The 14,478-nt window shown below is 71.4% G+C and carries 15 protein-coding genes; 5 read left to right on the top strand and 10 right to left on the bottom strand.

Features of this window, described 5'->3' with window-relative positions; all coding sequences use genetic code 11:
- The first annotated feature begins 86 nt into the window (after nt 1-86).
- Nucleotides 87-695, top strand: a complete 609-nt coding sequence (locus AB0C35_RS17800) for a pyridoxamine 5'-phosphate oxidase family protein (protein WP_358456673.1) — start codon at nt 87-89, stop codon at nt 693-695.
- Here AB0C35_RS17800 and AB0C35_RS17795 read toward each other — a convergent pair.
- From AB0C35_RS17795 to AB0C35_RS17785, 3 genes are read right to left on the bottom strand one after another with little or no spacing between them, the layout of a single operon-like run.
- Nucleotides 689-1,660, bottom strand: a complete 972-nt coding sequence (locus AB0C35_RS17795; RefSeq protein WP_358456670.1) for an NAD(P)-dependent alcohol dehydrogenase — start codon at nt 1,658-1,660, stop codon at nt 689-691. The two genes, AB0C35_RS17800 and AB0C35_RS17795, sit on opposite strands and share 7 nt — an antisense overlap.
- Entirely contained in the window at nt 1,657-1,890 is a 234-nt protein-coding gene (locus AB0C35_RS17790; protein WP_358456667.1) for a helix-turn-helix transcriptional regulator, read from the bottom strand. The genes AB0C35_RS17795 and AB0C35_RS17790 overlap by 4 nt, the downstream gene beginning before the upstream one ends.
- Nucleotides 1,884-2,339, bottom strand: coding sequence for a hypothetical protein (locus tag AB0C35_RS17785; RefSeq protein WP_358456664.1), 456 nt, complete (start codon nt 2,337-2,339; stop codon nt 1,884-1,886). The genes AB0C35_RS17790 and AB0C35_RS17785 overlap by 7 nt, the downstream gene beginning before the upstream one ends.
- A gap of 160 nt (nt 2,340-2,499) precedes the next feature.
- Here AB0C35_RS17785 and AB0C35_RS17780 point away from each other — a divergent pair, with 160 nt between their 5' ends.
- Together AB0C35_RS17780 and AB0C35_RS17775 are read left to right on the top strand one after the other, a co-directional pair.
- A complete protein-coding gene (locus tag AB0C35_RS17780) occupies nt 2,500-3,930 on the top strand; it encodes a hypothetical protein (RefSeq protein ID WP_358456660.1) in 1,431 nt (476 codons plus the stop codon).
- Between the two features lie 23 nt (nt 3,931-3,953).
- Nucleotides 3,954-4,814: a glutamate ABC transporter substrate-binding protein gene (locus AB0C35_RS17775; RefSeq protein WP_358456657.1), complete on the top strand. Its 861-nt coding sequence runs from the start codon at nt 3,954-3,956 to the stop codon at nt 4,812-4,814.
- A 24-nt stretch (nt 4,815-4,838) separates the two neighbouring features.
- Here AB0C35_RS17775 and AB0C35_RS17770 read toward each other — a convergent pair whose 3' ends face one another.
- From AB0C35_RS17770 to AB0C35_RS17760, 3 genes are all read right to left on the bottom strand, one after another.
- Nucleotides 4,839-6,515: a TerD family protein gene (locus tag AB0C35_RS17770; RefSeq protein WP_358456654.1), complete on the bottom strand. Its 1,677-nt coding sequence runs from the start codon at nt 6,513-6,515 to the stop codon at nt 4,839-4,841.
- Nucleotides 6,516-6,521: 6 nt separating this feature from the next.
- Nucleotides 6,522-7,091, bottom strand: a complete 570-nt coding sequence (locus AB0C35_RS17765) for a TerD family protein (protein WP_358456651.1) — start codon at nt 7,089-7,091, stop codon at nt 6,522-6,524.
- Between the two features lie 266 nt (nt 7,092-7,357).
- A complete protein-coding gene (locus AB0C35_RS17760; protein WP_358456648.1) occupies nt 7,358-8,242 on the bottom strand; it encodes an NAD(P)H-binding protein in 885 nt (294 codons plus the stop codon).
- 117 nt (nt 8,243-8,359) lie between these two features.
- Between AB0C35_RS17760 and AB0C35_RS17755 the strand changes: the two genes are divergently transcribed.
- Nucleotides 8,360-9,223: an SAM-dependent methyltransferase gene (locus AB0C35_RS17755; RefSeq protein WP_358456645.1), complete on the top strand. Its 864-nt coding sequence runs from the start codon at nt 8,360-8,362 to the stop codon at nt 9,221-9,223.
- A 16-nt stretch (nt 9,224-9,239) separates the two neighbouring features.
- On the opposite strand, the gene AB0C35_RS17750 is transcribed toward AB0C35_RS17755, so the two are convergent.
- Complete coding sequence (locus AB0C35_RS17750; RefSeq protein ID WP_358456643.1) at nt 9,240-9,824, bottom strand: TetR/AcrR family transcriptional regulator; 585 nt, start codon at nt 9,822-9,824, stop codon at nt 9,240-9,242.
- A gap of 74 nt (nt 9,825-9,898) precedes the next feature.
- Here AB0C35_RS17750 and AB0C35_RS17745 point away from each other — a divergent pair, with 74 nt between their 5' ends.
- Entirely contained in the window at nt 9,899-11,809 is a 1,911-nt protein-coding gene (locus AB0C35_RS17745; protein WP_358456640.1) for a cellulase family glycosylhydrolase, read from the top strand.
- Nucleotides 11,810-11,829: 20 nt separating this feature from the next.
- Here the strand turns inward: AB0C35_RS17745 and AB0C35_RS17740 are convergent, their stop codons facing one another.
- The 3 genes from AB0C35_RS17740 to AB0C35_RS17730 form a co-directional block, all read right to left on the bottom strand.
- The gene (locus AB0C35_RS17740; RefSeq protein ID WP_358456637.1) at nt 11,830-12,867 is read right to left on the bottom strand and encodes a uroporphyrinogen decarboxylase family protein; all 1,038 of its coding nucleotides are present in this window, start codon (nt 12,865-12,867) and stop codon (nt 11,830-11,832) included.
- Between the two features lie 40 nt (nt 12,868-12,907).
- Entirely contained in the window at nt 12,908-13,549 is a 642-nt protein-coding gene (locus AB0C35_RS17735; protein ID WP_358456634.1) for a nitroreductase family protein, read from the bottom strand.
- A gap of 112 nt (nt 13,550-13,661) precedes the next feature.
- A complete protein-coding gene (locus AB0C35_RS17730) occupies nt 13,662-14,465 on the bottom strand; it encodes an SAM-dependent methyltransferase (protein WP_358456631.1) in 804 nt (267 codons plus the stop codon).
- Between the last annotated feature and the right edge of the window lie 13 nt (nt 14,466-14,478).

The following is a 14,478-nucleotide window of genomic DNA, read 5'->3' as shown; positions in this document are numbered from 1 at the left end:
GGCCCGGCGCTTGAGGAGGTCCCGAAGCGCCTCGCCGGTTAGGGTTACCTTATATTCGGACGATGCGTCCTTCTGAGATCCGTACCGTGAGCACCGAAGCCGAGCTCCGGGAGATCGTCAAAGAGCCTTCGCAGTCCCTCTGGGACAAGGACATCGGCCGGATCGACGAGCACGCGCGCACGCTCATCGCGCACTCGCCGTTCGTGCTGCTGGCGACCTCGAACTCGGAGGGGACCTGCGACGTCTCGCCCAAGGGGGACCCGGCCGGGTCGGTCCTGGTCCTGGACGACCACCGGCTGGTGATCGCCGACCGCCCCGGCAACCACCGGATCGACAGTTTCCGCAACGTCCTGCACAACCCCCATGTCGGGCTGCTGTTCCTCGTGCCGGGAATGAACGAGACACTGCGGGTGAACGGGCGCGCGACGCTCGTGTCGGACGCGCCGTTCTTCGACGACCTGACGGTCCAGGGGAAGCGGCCGCGGCTGGCGCTACTCGTCGACGTCCAAGAGCTGTACATGCACTGCGCGAAGGCGTTCCTCCGCTCGTCCCTGTGGGACCCGGGGACCTGGCCGAACCGCAAGACCCTGCCCACCCTCGGGCAGATCGCCAAGGACCACTTGGGAGTCAAGGAGATGTCCGCGGAGGCGATCGACAAGAACCTCGCCCTGGACTCCGAAACCAACCGCTACTGACCTATGGTGATGACGACCTTCCCGCGGGCGTGGCCGCCTTCGATGTGGCTGAGGGCGGCGGGGGTCTCCGCCAGCGGGTAGGTCCGCTCGATGACCGGCTTGACCTTCCCGGAGTCGAGGAGTTCCGTCAGTGCGGCCAGGTCGCGTCGCTTGGGGGACACCACGAACCGGCGCAGGCCCTGACGGGTGAACGGAGACAGCAGGAGCGGCTTGGCCAGGCGGATCAGCATGGCGATTCCGCGCGCGCCGGTGCCGCTGTTGAGCAGGAGCGTCCCGGACGGTGCGAGCACGCGGCGGCAGTCGGCCAAGGGGCGGTTCTCCACGTTGTCGAGGATGAGGTCGTAGCGCCGTGCACCCTGCGTGAAGTCCTCCCGGGTGTAGTCGATGACGTGGTCCGCGCCGATCGAGCGGACCATCTCCAGGTTCCCCGGCCCGCATACGCCGGTCACCCGCGCGCCGAGCGACGCGGCGATCTGCACGGCGAAGGTCCCCACGCCGCCCGAGGCGCCGTTGATCAGGACCTCCTGGCCCGCCTTGAGCCTCCCCACCTCGCGCAGGGCGCGCAGCGCGGTGGCCGCGGAGGTCGGAACGGCCGCGGCCTCCTCGAAGGTGAGGCCGGACGGCTTGGGCGCGAGCCGCTCCTGCGCGGTGCGGGCGTACTCGGCGCAGGTGCCGTCGCCGGTGCCGAACACCTCGTCGCCCGGGCGGAACCCCTCGACGCCTTCGCCGACCGCCTCGACACGGCCGGCCAGGTCGAATCCGGGCACGCCGTACCTGGGCCTGCGCAGGCCGGTCGCGAAGCGGACGGGGAACGGCGCGCCCCGGACGACGAGGCAATCGCCGACGTGCACGCCGGCCGCCAGCACTCGTACCAGCACTTGGCCGGCCGCCGGCTCCGGTGTGCCGACGTCCCGGAGCCGCAGGCCACTTGGTGGCCCGTAGTCGTCGCCGATGATGGCCTTCATTCTCGTTCTCCTTGGCCGTCGGGGTACTGGAACACCTCGTCCAGAGGCACCTTGAACACCCGTGCGATTTGGAAGGCCATCTCCAGGGACGGCGAGTAGCGCCCCCGCTCGATGGCGATGACGGTCTGCCGGGTCACCCCGATCCGCTCGGCCAGTTCCGCCTGGGTCATCTGCCCGTGCGCGAACCGCAGGGCCCGGATCGAGTTGGTGACCCTGGTCGGCTTCACCACGACTGAAATCCCCTGCGGTACGCGAAGATCTTGGCCACCGATCCCAGGACGGCCGACAGCACGAACGCCAGGTAGATGACGTTGGCGATCCAGAAGTGGTCCAGTTCGGCCAGCGACATGGCCAGGGCCGCCACACCGCCGACGACGACGAACGACTGGCCGATGTGGTCGCTGAGCCGGCTGATCTCCCGGTCGCGCGCGTCCGTCTTGGCGCGGTCGGACGACGCCGCCCCCACCACGATGTTGAGGACGATCGACGCGGCGATCGCGGCGCCGATGGTCCACAGCAGTGTCGCCGCGTACGGCACGTCGGCCAGCGGCACCGGGCCCGCGCGCCCCAGCGTGACGGCCGCGTAGACGGCGTAGGCGGCGACCGAGACCACCAGCATGATCCACGCCCGCTTCTCCTCGTAGGCCATGAGCCACCCCATGTAAAACAAACTTGACATATGCGGGGAAGGTAAAACAAAGCAGACACGATGTCAAGTTTTCTTAACGTCCCGACGGCCCGTCGCGCCCTCGGCTGATCGTGTTGCGATCTTGCCGAGGACGGTGCGGGGCCCCGAGACTGGTACGTCCGAGGCGCCCCCCGAAGGAGAAGAGCCGAGCGTGCCCTCCAAGCTGTTTGGTCTCCGTACCGTCGCGGGTCGTGTCCGGGCCCTGACCGCCCTGGCGCTGCTGGCGCTCGCCGTGCTGTTCACCGCCACGGAGATGGCGTCCGGTGACGCGCGCGAGGGGCTGGACGCGCTGGGGCACAGCGAAGGTCCGATGGTGGTGGCCACCGCCGACATGTACCTCGCGCTCAGCGACATGGACGCGCTCGTGACCAACGCGCTGCTGGCCGGGAACCAGGTGGGCTGGCTGTGCGATCCCGGCACGGAAGGCTCGGTCTGCGAGCGCAGCCGCACCCGGTACACCTACGACATCCGCCGCGAGGACGCGCAGCGGGCGGCATTGCAGGCCGCGCAACTGGCGCAGGGCGACCCGGTGCGGTTGCAGTCCGTCCGGTCGGTCCTTGACGGACTGCACACCTACGACCAGCAGGTGCAGGCGGCCATGGAGGTCGGGCGGCGGGACGGCCCCGCGACGGCGGCGCTGCCGCCGGAGGCGGTGCGGAAATACCGGGCGGCGACCGCGCTGATGACGCGGAACCTGCTGCCGAAGGCGCACAACCTGACGCTGGACGGCGCGGCCGACGTCGACGAGGCCTACCGGGACGAGCGTTCGGCCGTCCGGGCGGGGTGGATCCGGGTGGTGGGGGCCGGGTCGGCGCTGCTGGTCGCGCTGGCGGGCCTGCAGGTCTACCTGGCCCGGCGGTTCCGCCGCCTGCTCAGCGTGCCGCTCGCCGTCGCGCTCGCGGGCACACTGGCGCTGACGGTGGCCGGGGCGTCGCTGCTGGCCACCGAGTCGGATCACCTGCGGGCGGCCAAGACCGCGGGCCTCGACCCCGTCCTTCAGCTCACCCGCACCCGGGCGGTCTTCAAGGGCATGGACACCGACCGGGGCCGCTGGCTCCTGGATCCGGCCGACGCCGACCGCTACGACCAGATGTACCTGGAGAAAGCGCAGAGCATCCTCTACATACCGGGAGCGACCAATCTCGACGACTACGTCGGGAAACTGGAGCTGCCGAAACCGGGCGAGGACGCGCGGGCCGCCGGCTTCGGCGGGTTCTACGGCCGATGGTCGGACCGGGCCTCCACGCCGGAGCAGGCGCGCGAGATCCGCAGACAGCTTGCGCGCTACCGGCATTACCAGGTCTACGACAAGGGCGTCCGGGCCGAGAACGACCGCGCGAGCGCCCTGCGGATACACCTGGCACCGGAGGACGGCGCGCCTGAGCTGCCCGACAGCAGCTTCCGGGTACACGACCAGGAATTCGACGCCTGGATCAGCCGCCACGAGTTCATCGGGGCCCGCGCCGTCGCGCGCGGCGACCGGGCCCTGGAGCACTGGGACTGGCTGCCTCCCGCCGCGGCGCTCGCCATCGCCGCCCTCATCGTGGCCGGGGTCTGGCCGCGCCTGTCGGAATACCGCTGAGACACCGAGAACGGGAGCCGACCGTGGACGCCGCCCGCACCAACCACACCCTCGTCGCCACCGCCGTCCTGGCCGCACTGGCCGTCCTGATCCTGGTGACGTCCCTGGCGGTGGCCCCGCTGGTCCACGGCGCCGACGACGGGAAGCCGTCGATCACCGAGCTCGACGCTCTGGTGATCGGGGTCAAGGACGATCAGCCGGGCCTGTCCATGCGTACCGAGGACGGCGAGTTGGAGGGTTTCGACGTCGATGTCGCCACCTACATCGGGGGCCGGCTCGGGGTCTCACCGGAGAAGCTGACCTTCCGGCCGCTGTCCTCGGACGAGCGGGAGAGCGCGCTGAACCGGGGCACGGTCGACATGGTGGTGGCGACGTACTCCATCACCCCGGAGCGCAAGCAGCGGGTCACCTTCGCCGGGCCGTACTACGTCGCGCATCAGGACATCCTCGTCCGGCAGGGGGAAACGTCGATCAAGAACGTGCGCGACCTGCGCGGCAAGAGGCTCTGCCAGGTGTCGGGATCCAACTCCTGGCGCCGTGTCACCGAGGAGCGCGAGGTGGCCGCCGAGCTCGTCCCGGCGGGCTCCTACAGCGAATGCGTGAAGGCGCTGACCGGTGGACGCCTCGACGCCGTGTCCACCGACGACCTGATCCTCGCCGGGTTCGCCGCAGGCTCCGCGACCACCATGGTCAACGCGCCGTTCTCCGACGAGCGGTACGGGATCGGCCTGCGCAAGGGAGACCTGAAGGGCTGCCAGGCCGTCAACAGGATCCTCACCGGGATGTACCAGAACGGAACCGCCGAAACGCTGCTCGGCCAGTGGTTCACCACGTCGGGCCTCGAAGTCACCATCACCGTCCCGGAGTTCGAGGGCTGCGCCTGAGCGCCTGAGCGCCTGAGCCACCGCCTAGTCGTACGAGGCGATGGTGCGGGCGTGGGCGCCGAGCACGTGCGCGAACAGCGCCGGGGCGCGGGCGCCGCCGGCGGCGTCCGGGAGCACCTCCGGGGTGAGCGTCCAGTCCGCGCCCACCCACGAGTCGGCGATGGCGCCCTCGCTGGAGGACAGGTTGTTGCAGGACTGCCGGATCCGCATGGCGCGCACCGACTCGGCCGCCGGGGTGTCGGTCTCCACCAGCAGCACCGGGATGCCGACCAGCGGCCCGTCCTCCACCAGGCGCAGGAGCCGGTCCGCCTGCTCCCCGGCGACCGCGGCGCCGGCGTCCAGGATCACCACCAGCCGCACCGGGGGCCCGGCGCCGGACAGCATGTCCTCGTCCTGGCCGCCGATGCGGCGCAGGTCCACCAGGTCGAGCAGGTGCCGGAGCCGCTCGGCCGCCGCCGGGCCGGTCGCCACCCCGCCGCCGAGCAGCCGGGCGCTGGTGACCGGGTCGAACCCGTGGAGCCAGCCGGCGCCCGACAGGCCCGCCGCGTCGATCACCTCGAGCCCGGCGACCCCGGGCGGGACGGCGGCCAGGAACCGGGTCACCAGCGACCAGGCGAACGCCGCCGAGTCGCCGGGCATGATGCCCGTGGAGATCCACACGCCGCGCCGCCAGGGCACCCGCAGGACGAGCGGCACCCGCAGATCCGGCAGCTCGGCGGTGGACAGCCGGCCCACCAGGACTCCCTCGGCCAGGTCGGTGCGCGGTTGCCAGGTCAGCCAGGACGGCGCGTCGAACGGCGCGACCTCCGCGGTGACCTGCGGCTCCACCCGGGCCAGCTCGTCGCGCAACTGCCCGGCGTCGGCCCGCAGCCGCTCATTGGCCGCCGCCATGAGCTGCTCGAACCGCCCGCGCGGCGCCCGCCCCGCGATCTCCTCGTTGCGCAGTGTGAGCGCGTGCTCGGTGGCGGAGCGGAACGAGGCCAGCGAGCGGCTGGCGTCCTCCCAGACCAGCCAGCACCGTTCCAGGTAGCCGACCTCCGCGCCGGACGGCGACTGCTGGGCGGGCGGCGCCTGCGAAGGAGGGGGCGTCCGCGGAGGAGGCGGCGCCTGCGGCCCGGGCGCCCCGCCTTGCAAGGGCGGCGCCCCGACGGCGGGGCCCGGCGGCGCGCCCATGGCCGGCTGCCCGGTCTCGGCGGCCGGTTCGCCCGGGTCGTCCACCTCGACGCCGTGCGCCTCGACCAGCTCGGACAGCCCGCCGGCGTAGCCCTGCCCGACGGCGCGCACCTTCCACCGGTCGTCCCGCCGGTAGATCTCCAGCCCGATGATCGCCTTCTCCGGCCCCAGCCCGGGGACGGTGAACAGGGCCGCGAGGCCGTCGCCCTCGCCGGTGAGCCGGACCTGCGGCGGCGGCATCGACCCGAACGAGCCGGTCCCGGACAGGCTGACCGCGATCAGCACCGCCTGCGCGTCTGCGGGGACCGCGTCGAGGTCGAGGTCCACGCGCTGGCGGCCCCCGCCGTCGGCCCAGCGCACGCCGGGCGCCTCCGGGGCGTTGAAGAACACCAGGTCGGCGTCGGAGCGGACCCGCAGGTCCGGGCCCACGATGAGGGCGCTGACGTCCACGGGAACGGCGCAGGACACGGTGGCGGTCAGCCGCCGGGCGGGCAGCGGGGCGTTGGCGCCGGACGAGAGTTCGGTCATCGGCGGTCAGGCGAGCCCGGCGATCGTCGGCAGCATGTCCTGGAACGTGCGGCCGTGGCACGGCTCGCCGATCGCGTTCATCTTCCAGGCGTCACCGTGACGGTAGATCCGGGCCATCACCATGGCGGTGTGGGTGCCGCCGCCGGTCAGCGTGTACCGGGCCATCTCGCCGCCGTCCATCTCGTTGACCAGCCGGCAGAAGGCGTTCTCCACCTCGTTGAACGTCTGCCCGTTGAAGGAGCTGACCGTGAACACCAGTGACGTGACGTGCACCGGCAGCCTCCCCAGGTCGACGATCACCGACTCGTCGTCGCCGTCGCCCGCCCCGGTCAGGTTGTCGCCGGTGTGCCGGACGGAGCCGTCGTCGCTGGTCAGCTTGCCGAAGTAGACCACGTCGGCGATGTTGCCGTCGGCGAAGAGCACGCAGGACGCGTCGAGGTCGATCTCCCGCTCCCGGGAACCGAAGAAGCCCTTCTTCTTCACCGCGTCCCAGCCGAGGCCCATCCGGACCATGCTCAGCGCACCGCCGGGCTTCTCCAGCGAGATCCGCTGGCCCTTCACCATCGAGACGGTCACAACCGTCGCCTCCTCGCTGTCCCCTGTGCCGTACCGCACCCCAATGCGCACCGGCCTGAAGGCACCCGGTCACCACGCAGAGGCGGACCGGGTGCGAGGAAAGCCTTGCAGCCGATCCGCCTGTTGTCACCCCATTCGCGACCGAACCACGTCGTCCCGGCGTCCTGACCCGGCCCGGCAGGGCGTCGCAGGGGGCCGGTTGCCGCGTCTCCACGTCACCGCATGTAGATCTGCGGCTGGGGCGGGGTGGGCCTGCGGCCCGGCCGTCACTCGCCCGTCTCGCCCGCCAGCAGGGCGCGGTGCTGTTCCATCAGGTCGGTGATGGGGCGGGCCGGGCGGCCGGTGAGGCGCTGGACCGTGTCGGTCAGCGGCTCCCCGAAGCCGGCGCGGAGGGACACGCCGAAGGAGACGATCATGCCGCGCACCTCGTCGGGCACGCCCGCCGCGCGCAGCTGCGCGTCGAACTCCGCGTCGTCCACGCTGAGGTAGCCGACGGGGCGGCCGGAAACCTTGGCGGCGAGCGCGGTGAGGTCGGCGAAGCTGAGCAGCTCGGGACCGGTGACGTCGTAGGTCCTGCCCTCGTGACCGGAGGACGTCAGCACCGCGGCGGCGACGGCGGCGCAGTCGTCGCGGTGGACGAAGGCGCCCCGGGCGTGATCGGTGTTGTCCACCAGCATCCCGCGGCCGATCGCCGGCGGCAGGATCTGGGTGACCGGGGTCTCGGCGAAGAGGCCGTTGCGCAGGTACGTCACGTCGAGCCCGGAGTCGTCCAGCAGCTCATGGGTGCGCAGGTGGTCGGGGACGACCGTGGACGGGCAGGCGGGATCGACCATGATGTAGGACGTGTAGACGATGTGCCGTACCCCGGCGGCCACGGCCGCGTCGACGGCGTTGCGGTGCTGGGTGACGCGGTGGCCGAGCTCGTGCAGGCTGACCAGGTAGAGCCGGTCGGCGCCCTCGAACGCCGCGGGCAGCGTCTCCGGCCGGTCGTAGTCGCCGTACCGTACGGCCACGCCGTGGTCCGCGAACTCGGTGAGCGCGTCGACGTTCCTGCTGACCAGGATGACGTCATCGGGAGAGACCTTTTCCAGCACATACTTCGCGGTGCCGCGGGCGAGTCGGCCGGACGCGCTGGCTATGGCGATCCTCATCACGGTCCCCGATCGGTCGATTACGGGAGGCGACATTCTTGGGACATCTCTTCCGGCATTGCCGGTCACGTTAAACTACTCCCCTCTGCCGTCGCCAGGAGTGCGAGTCACCGGAACGTGCCGACCCCACGAGAAGAGAGAACGCCGCCCCCCGGAGCCGCCGCGGTTCCCGCGGCCGCGCGCACCCTCGTCGATGCCGCCAATCCCTCCTCCGCGCGGGTATACGACTATCTGCTGGGCGGAAAGGACAACTTCGCCACCGACCGGACCGCCGCCGCCAAAATCGCGGAGGCCTTTCCGGCCATTCGAGTCGGCGCCCAGGAGAACCGCAGATTCCTGCTCCGCGGCGTCCGGCACCTCGCCGCCGAAGCCGGAATCCGGCAATTCCTCGACATCGGGACCGGCATTCCGACGTCACCGAACGTGCACGAGGTCGCGCAGGAGGTCGCGCCCGAGGCGCGGATCGCCTACGTCGACAACGACCCGATCGTGCTGGTGCACGCCCGCGCCCTGCTGGTGTCCGATCCCAGGGGGCAGGTGGGCTATCTGGACGCCGACATCCGCGAGCCCCGGTCCATCGTCGACAGCGGACTCGTCCGCACGATCCTGGATTTCGACGAGCCCATCGCGCTGATCCTGAGCGCCATCCTGCACTTCATCCCCGACGAGCAGCGGCCCGCCGAGATCGTCCGCACCCTCGTTGAGGCACTGCCGCCGGGCAGCTACGTGCTCGCCAGCCATGTGACGGCCGAGCACGAACCGGCGCTGCGGTCGGCGTCGGCCGGTTACCGTGACGACGGCGTCCGCACCCAGCCCCGGACCGCCGCCGAGTTCGAGCGGCTCGTCTTCACCGGCCAGGCGCTCGAACTCGTCCAGCCCGGCGTGGTCCTGGTGTCGCAGTGGCGCCGCGATCCCGCCGAGCCCCCCGCCCCCACCCCCGCCCAGGTCTCCGCCTACGGCGCCCTGGCCAAACTCCCCTGACCGGCCGGCGTGGTGGCTAGCGGGGTGTTGTGAGGAGGGCGGCGAGGGCGGCGGTGAACCTGGCGGGGTCGACGTCGGCCGGGGGGCGGCCGAAGAACTCGCGGGACAGGTGGTATCCGGTCAGGGCGGAGACCACGACCGCGAGAAGCGCGTGCGGGTCGTCGTCGCCGGGCAGGGCCGGCAGGTCCCGTGTCAGGTGCTCGGCCTCCTCGGCGATGCCCTCGTCCAGGAGCGCGCCGCGGATCTTGCGGGTGAGTTCGGGGAACCTGCCGTGTTCGCGGGCCAGCAGCGTGATCAGCGGCCTGATCTCGGCCAGGTAGTCGAGTTGCTGCTGGAGGCGCCGGGTGAGCGCCTCCGTCGGGTCGGCGGTGACGGGCCCGCGTTCGAAGGCCTGGCGGTGCTGCTGGGCGCGGCCGAGTTCCCGCTCGAAGACCTCGCCGAACACGTCCTCCTTCGACCTGAAATGCCGGTAGAAGCTGCCGCTGCCGGGAGACAACCCGGCCAGTTCCTCGATGTCGGTGACGGTCGTGCCGCCGAAGCCGCGCTGCTGGATCAGCGCCAGAGCCGCGTCGAGGATGCGTTCGCGCGTGGTGGAGGACACGGACGCAAGATAGCTCTTGCGCATGCAAGAACCTTCTTGCACAGTGGAGGGCCCCAGCAGAAAGGCCCCCCGCCATGCCCGTACTTCGCGTTCCGATCGCGTCGCTCCGTTCCGTCCGGCTCACGTCCGCCGTGCTCCTGGCGATGGCGGGTGCGTCGGCCGTCACCGCGAGTCCCTCGAAGGCGGACGCGTCGCTGATCGCGGCCGACGCACCGGGGGCGGTCGTGGTCTCGCCGGGGGACGGGAACTGGGTGTTCCGGGACGGCGACGGCCGCGAGGTGACGCTGCGCGGCTTCAACGTCTCGGGGAGCACGAAGCTCTACGAGAACGACCTGCTGCCCTTCCGCAGCGCCGCGGACGCCGCCGAGTCGGCACAGGCGATGCGGGATCTGACCGGCGCCAACGCGGTCCGCTTCCTGATCAGCTGGGAGGGCGTCCAGCCCGCCCCCGACCGGATCGACCACGCCTACCTCGACCGGGCCATCGCGCAGATCAGGGCGTTCACCGACCGGGGCTTCCGCGTGCTTCTGGACTACCACCAGGACCTGTACTCCTCGCACCTGTTCAACGAGGGCAGCTGGTACACCGGGGACGGCGCGCCCGCGTGGGTGATCGAGGCGGGCGGCTATCCGAGGGAGTCCTGCGGCATCTGCCTGCTGTGGGGGCAGAACATGCAGACCAACGCCGCCGTCCGCGAGGCCGCCTACGACTTCTGGCGCAACCGGGTGCTCTCCACGTCCGCCGGGCCGGTCGGCGTCCAGGACGCTTTCATCACGCAGGCCAAGGCGACCATGACCTACCTCGAACAGCGACTTCCGCGGGAGGCGTTCGACAGCATCGTCGGGTTCGATCCCTTCAACGAGCCGTTCGACGGCGGCCTGGACGGCGGTACCGGCCTGGAATGGGAGAAGGCGTATCTAATGCCCTTCTACCAGCGTTTCCGCGCCGCCATGGACGAGGCGGGCTGGGCCGCCAAACCGGCCTTCGTCGAACCGCTGGTCTTCTGGAACACCGGCTTCTTCGAGCAGGGCGGCATGGCGTCGGTCGGCCGGCTGGGAACCCGGATGGTCTTCAACAGCCACTACTACGACGGGGCGCGCATGACGCTCGACCCCTCCCCCGCGTCCGACGGAACCTATGCCGCGCCGATGAACGAGATCCGGCAGCGCGCCACGGAGCTGGGGACCGCGCCGTTCGTCTCCGAGTTCGGCAACAAGCTCGACGACGACCGCACCCCGTGGATGATCCGCGCGATGTACCAGGCCATGGACCATGGCGTCCCCGGCCGGACCTGGTGGGACGACCCGGCCGGCGGCGGCTCCGTCCTGTCCGCGATCCAGTGGCACTGGGACATCTACCACGACCGCCACCACGAGCTGATGAACGGCAACCCGAACAAGGTGCAGACCGAGGGCGACGGGTGGAACGACGAGAACCACTCGGTCGTGGCCGTCGACGACGCGGGCGACGTCACGCTCAGGCTCGACCGGCGCGTCCTGGACCGGCTCTACCCCACGGCGGTGAACGGCGACACGCTGGCGTTCGCCTTCGAGAGCCTCGCACGCTCCGGATACGGCGGCGCGGGGCGGCAGCAGGCGTGGCTCACCGTCCCGTCCTCGCTGCCGGCCGTGGCCGCCCTGGTCGAGAACCGCCAGTTCGGCGTCCTCGTGTGGAAGGGGTCGGCGACCGGTGCCCCCACCGACCTGCACCTTCCGGGGTCCTTCGCTCCCGCCGGCACCACCGTCGTCAGTGACCTCGGAACGGTGAACGGCGTTCCCGCCTCCGGTCCGGTCAAGGCCACGCGTGAGCCCGGCTCGTCCTCGGCGCACCGGCTGCAGCTCACACCGGCCGGCGACTCCGCGGCGGCGGTGCATTTCGCCCTCATCGTCAACACCACGACCGGCTCACCGGCGACGCCCGCTCAGCTGGCCGCGGCCCGCGCCGAACTCTCCTCCTGGACGACCCGCCAATTCCCCGCCGGCTGACGTAGTGCGCAGGGCGGCCGTCAGGGTCCGAGTTCTTCGCGGAGCAGCGCGGCGGCGCCGGACATCGCGCGCATCTTCCCCTCCGCGGACGGCCTGGGCAGGTACTTCATCCCGCAGTCGGTGGCGATGACGATTCGCTCGGGCGGGACCCGGTCGAAGGCGCGGCGGACGCGCCCGGCGACGGTCTCGGGGGTCTCCACCGCCTCGTCGGACAGGTCGATCACCCCGAGGATGATCGTCTTGTCCGTGAGGTCGGTGAGGACCCCCAGGTCGAGCCCGGACTGGGCGGTCTCGATGGAGATCTGGTCGACCGGGCAGCCGGCCAGCTCGGGCAGGAACGAGTAGCCCTCGGGACGCTCGTGGATGATCGCCGCGTATCCGAAGCAGATGTGCACCGCCGTCGTGCCGGTGATCCCGTCGAGCGCCGCGTTCAGCGCGGTCAGCCCGTACGCGCGGGCGGCGTCGGGGCGCGCCTGCATGTAGGGCTCGTCGATCTGCACCACGTCCGCGCCGGCCGCGAACAGGTCGGCGATCTCGGCGTTGACCGCCTCGGCGTAGGCCATCGCCGCCGCCTCGGCATCGGGGTAGTGCTCGTTCTGCGCCTGCTGGGACATGGTGAACGGCCCCGGCACCGTCATCTTGATCGTCCGGTCGGTGTGCGCCCGAAGGAACCGCACGTCCTCGACCTCGACCGGGCGCGGCCGGCGGATCGGCCCCGTGATCCGCGGGACGGGATTCGGATGTCCGCTGCGGTCGAGCGCCGTGCCGGGGTTGTCGACGTCGACGCCCTCCAGCGCCGTCGCGAAGTGATTGGAGTAGCTCTCCCGGCGGATCTCGCCGTCGGTGAGGATGTCGAGCCCCGCCTCCTCCTGCGCCCGGATCGCCAGCAGCGTCGCGTCGTCCTGGGCCTCGGCGAGGAGGTCGGGCGCGACGCGCCACAGCTCCTTGGCGCGGACGCGCGGCGGGAACCGGCCGGCGAGCCTCGACCGGTCGATCAGCCACTCGGGCTGGGCGTAACTGCCCACCAGCGACGTCGGCAGTAGCGGCAACGGTGCCATCAACGCTCCTCGGGTGTCGGCCCCTCTACTCCACCACGTTTCAGCGTGCGGTGAACGGGGCGCCGTAGGTCTCGTCGTAGACGATCTCGTTGACGGGGGTGCGGGTCAGCCGGGTGGGGAAGCCGTGCTCGGGGTAGCCGACGGCGATGTGGGCGGCGGTGATGACGCCGTCCGGGATGCCCAGCAGTTCCTTCACCCGCGGCTCGGCGTGGACGAGGAGGGTGGTCAGGGCGCTGGCGACGCCCTGGTCGCGCAGCGCGAGGCAGAAGTTCTGCGCGGTGGGGTAGATGGATCCGCCGCCGACGACGCTGAACCTGTCGAGCTCCAGGTCGGTGGGGTGCAGGCCGTCGATCTCGGCGCACAGGACGACGATGGCCGGGACGTCGTGCAGGTGCTCGGCGAAGTGGTCCGCATCGGTAACGGCCTTCGGCGGGGCGCCGACCCCGACGTCCCCGGTGCCGATGCCTTCCAGGTAGGCCTTCCAGGGCGCCAGGTACCACTCGGCGAGCCGGCGCTTGCGGTCCTTGTCGCGGACGACGACCCAGCGGACGGGTTGCCGGTTGCCGCCCTGCGGAGCGAACCGCGCGGCCTCGAACGCCGACATCAGGACCTCGTCCGGTACCGGGTCGCTGCGGAAGTAGCGGCACGTTCCCGTTGTCTTCATGGCCTCGATGACGTCCATGTCACCTCTCTGGGGGGTCAGGTCGGGTCGGGCTGCGGTTCTGCGCTTGCGGACGGACGGGCGGGCAGCCGGGCGGACGGGCGGGCGGGCGGCCGGCCGGAGCCGGGTCGGCTCAGAGCTTGCGGCCCACGGCGCCGTACATCCACATGAGATCGAGGTCGGGGGTGACGGGGCCGTCCGGCCGCCACAGGGGCGTCTGGACGATGCCGGGCTCCAGCACCTCGAAGCCGTCGAAGAGGCGCTCGATCTCGGCCTTGCGCCGCGGCACGGCGGGGGCCTTGGCGCGGTTGTAGGTGCTGGCGACCTGGGTCACCTGGCCGGCGCGGAAGTCCTGCGTGGGGTGGGACACGGCCAGGTAGCCGCCGGCCGGCATCGCGTCCCGCAGCGGGGCGACGATGTCGTGCGGCTCGCGGTCGGGGACGAACTGCAGCACCGAGACGAGCATGACCGCGAGCGGCTCGTCGAAGTCGATCAGCGAGCGGACCAGGTCGTCGGCGACGATCGCCTCGGGGTCGCGGATATCGGCCTGGACGACGGCCGTCCGGCCCATCCGGTGTGACCTCAGCAGCGCCCGCGCGTGCACCAGGACGATCGGGTCGTTGTCCACGTAGACGACGCGTGTCTCGGGCGCGATCTCCTGGGCGACCTCGTGGACGTTGCGCTGGGCCGGGAGCCCGGCGCCGATGTCGAGGAACTGCCTGACCCCGGCGTTCACCAGGTGGCGGACGGCGCGGTGCAGGAAGGCGCGGTTCTCCTGCGCGATGACGCGCAGTTCGGGCGCGGCCTCCAGGGACGCTTGGGCGGCCACCCGGTCGGCCTCGTAGTTGTCTTTTCCGCCCAGGTAGTAGTCGTACATCCGGGCGGGGTGAGCGACGTTCACGCTGAGGTCAACGCGAGCCTGCTCATCGTTGGTCACTGTCCGGGCCCTC

Source organism: Spirillospora sp. NPDC048819, from assembly GCF_040650055.1.
Taxonomy (GTDB): Bacteria; Actinomycetota; Actinomycetes; order Streptosporangiales; family Streptosporangiaceae; genus Spirillospora.
Note: the sequence above shows the minus strand (reverse complement) of the source record. Positions and strands in the feature narration are given on the sequence as shown.

Coding starts and splice junctions, on each gene's coding strand:
- AB0C35_RS17740 (WP_358456637.1), bottom strand. CDS start 12,867: ATGGCACCGTTGCCGCTACTGCCGACGTCGCTGGTGGGCAGTTACGCC.
- AB0C35_RS17760 (WP_358456648.1), bottom strand. CDS start 8,242: ATGAGGATCGCCATAGCCAGCGCGTCCGGCCGACTCGCCCGCGGCACC.
- AB0C35_RS17795 (WP_358456670.1), bottom strand. CDS start 1,660: ATGAAGGCCATCATCGGCGACGACTACGGGCCACCAAGTGGCCTGCGG.
- AB0C35_RS17785 (WP_358456664.1), bottom strand. CDS start 2,339: ATGTCAAGTTTGTTTTACATGGGGTGGCTCATGGCCTACGAGGAGAAG.
- AB0C35_RS17745 (WP_358456640.1), top strand. CDS start 9,899: ATGCCCGTACTTCGCGTTCCGATCGCGTCGCTCCGTTCCGTCCGGCTC.
- AB0C35_RS17735 (WP_358456634.1), bottom strand. CDS start 13,549: ATGGACGTCATCGAGGCCATGAAGACAACGGGAACGTGCCGCTACTTC.
- AB0C35_RS17770 (WP_358456654.1), bottom strand. CDS start 6,515: ATGACCGAACTCTCGTCCGGCGCCAACGCCCCGCTGCCCGCCCGGCGG.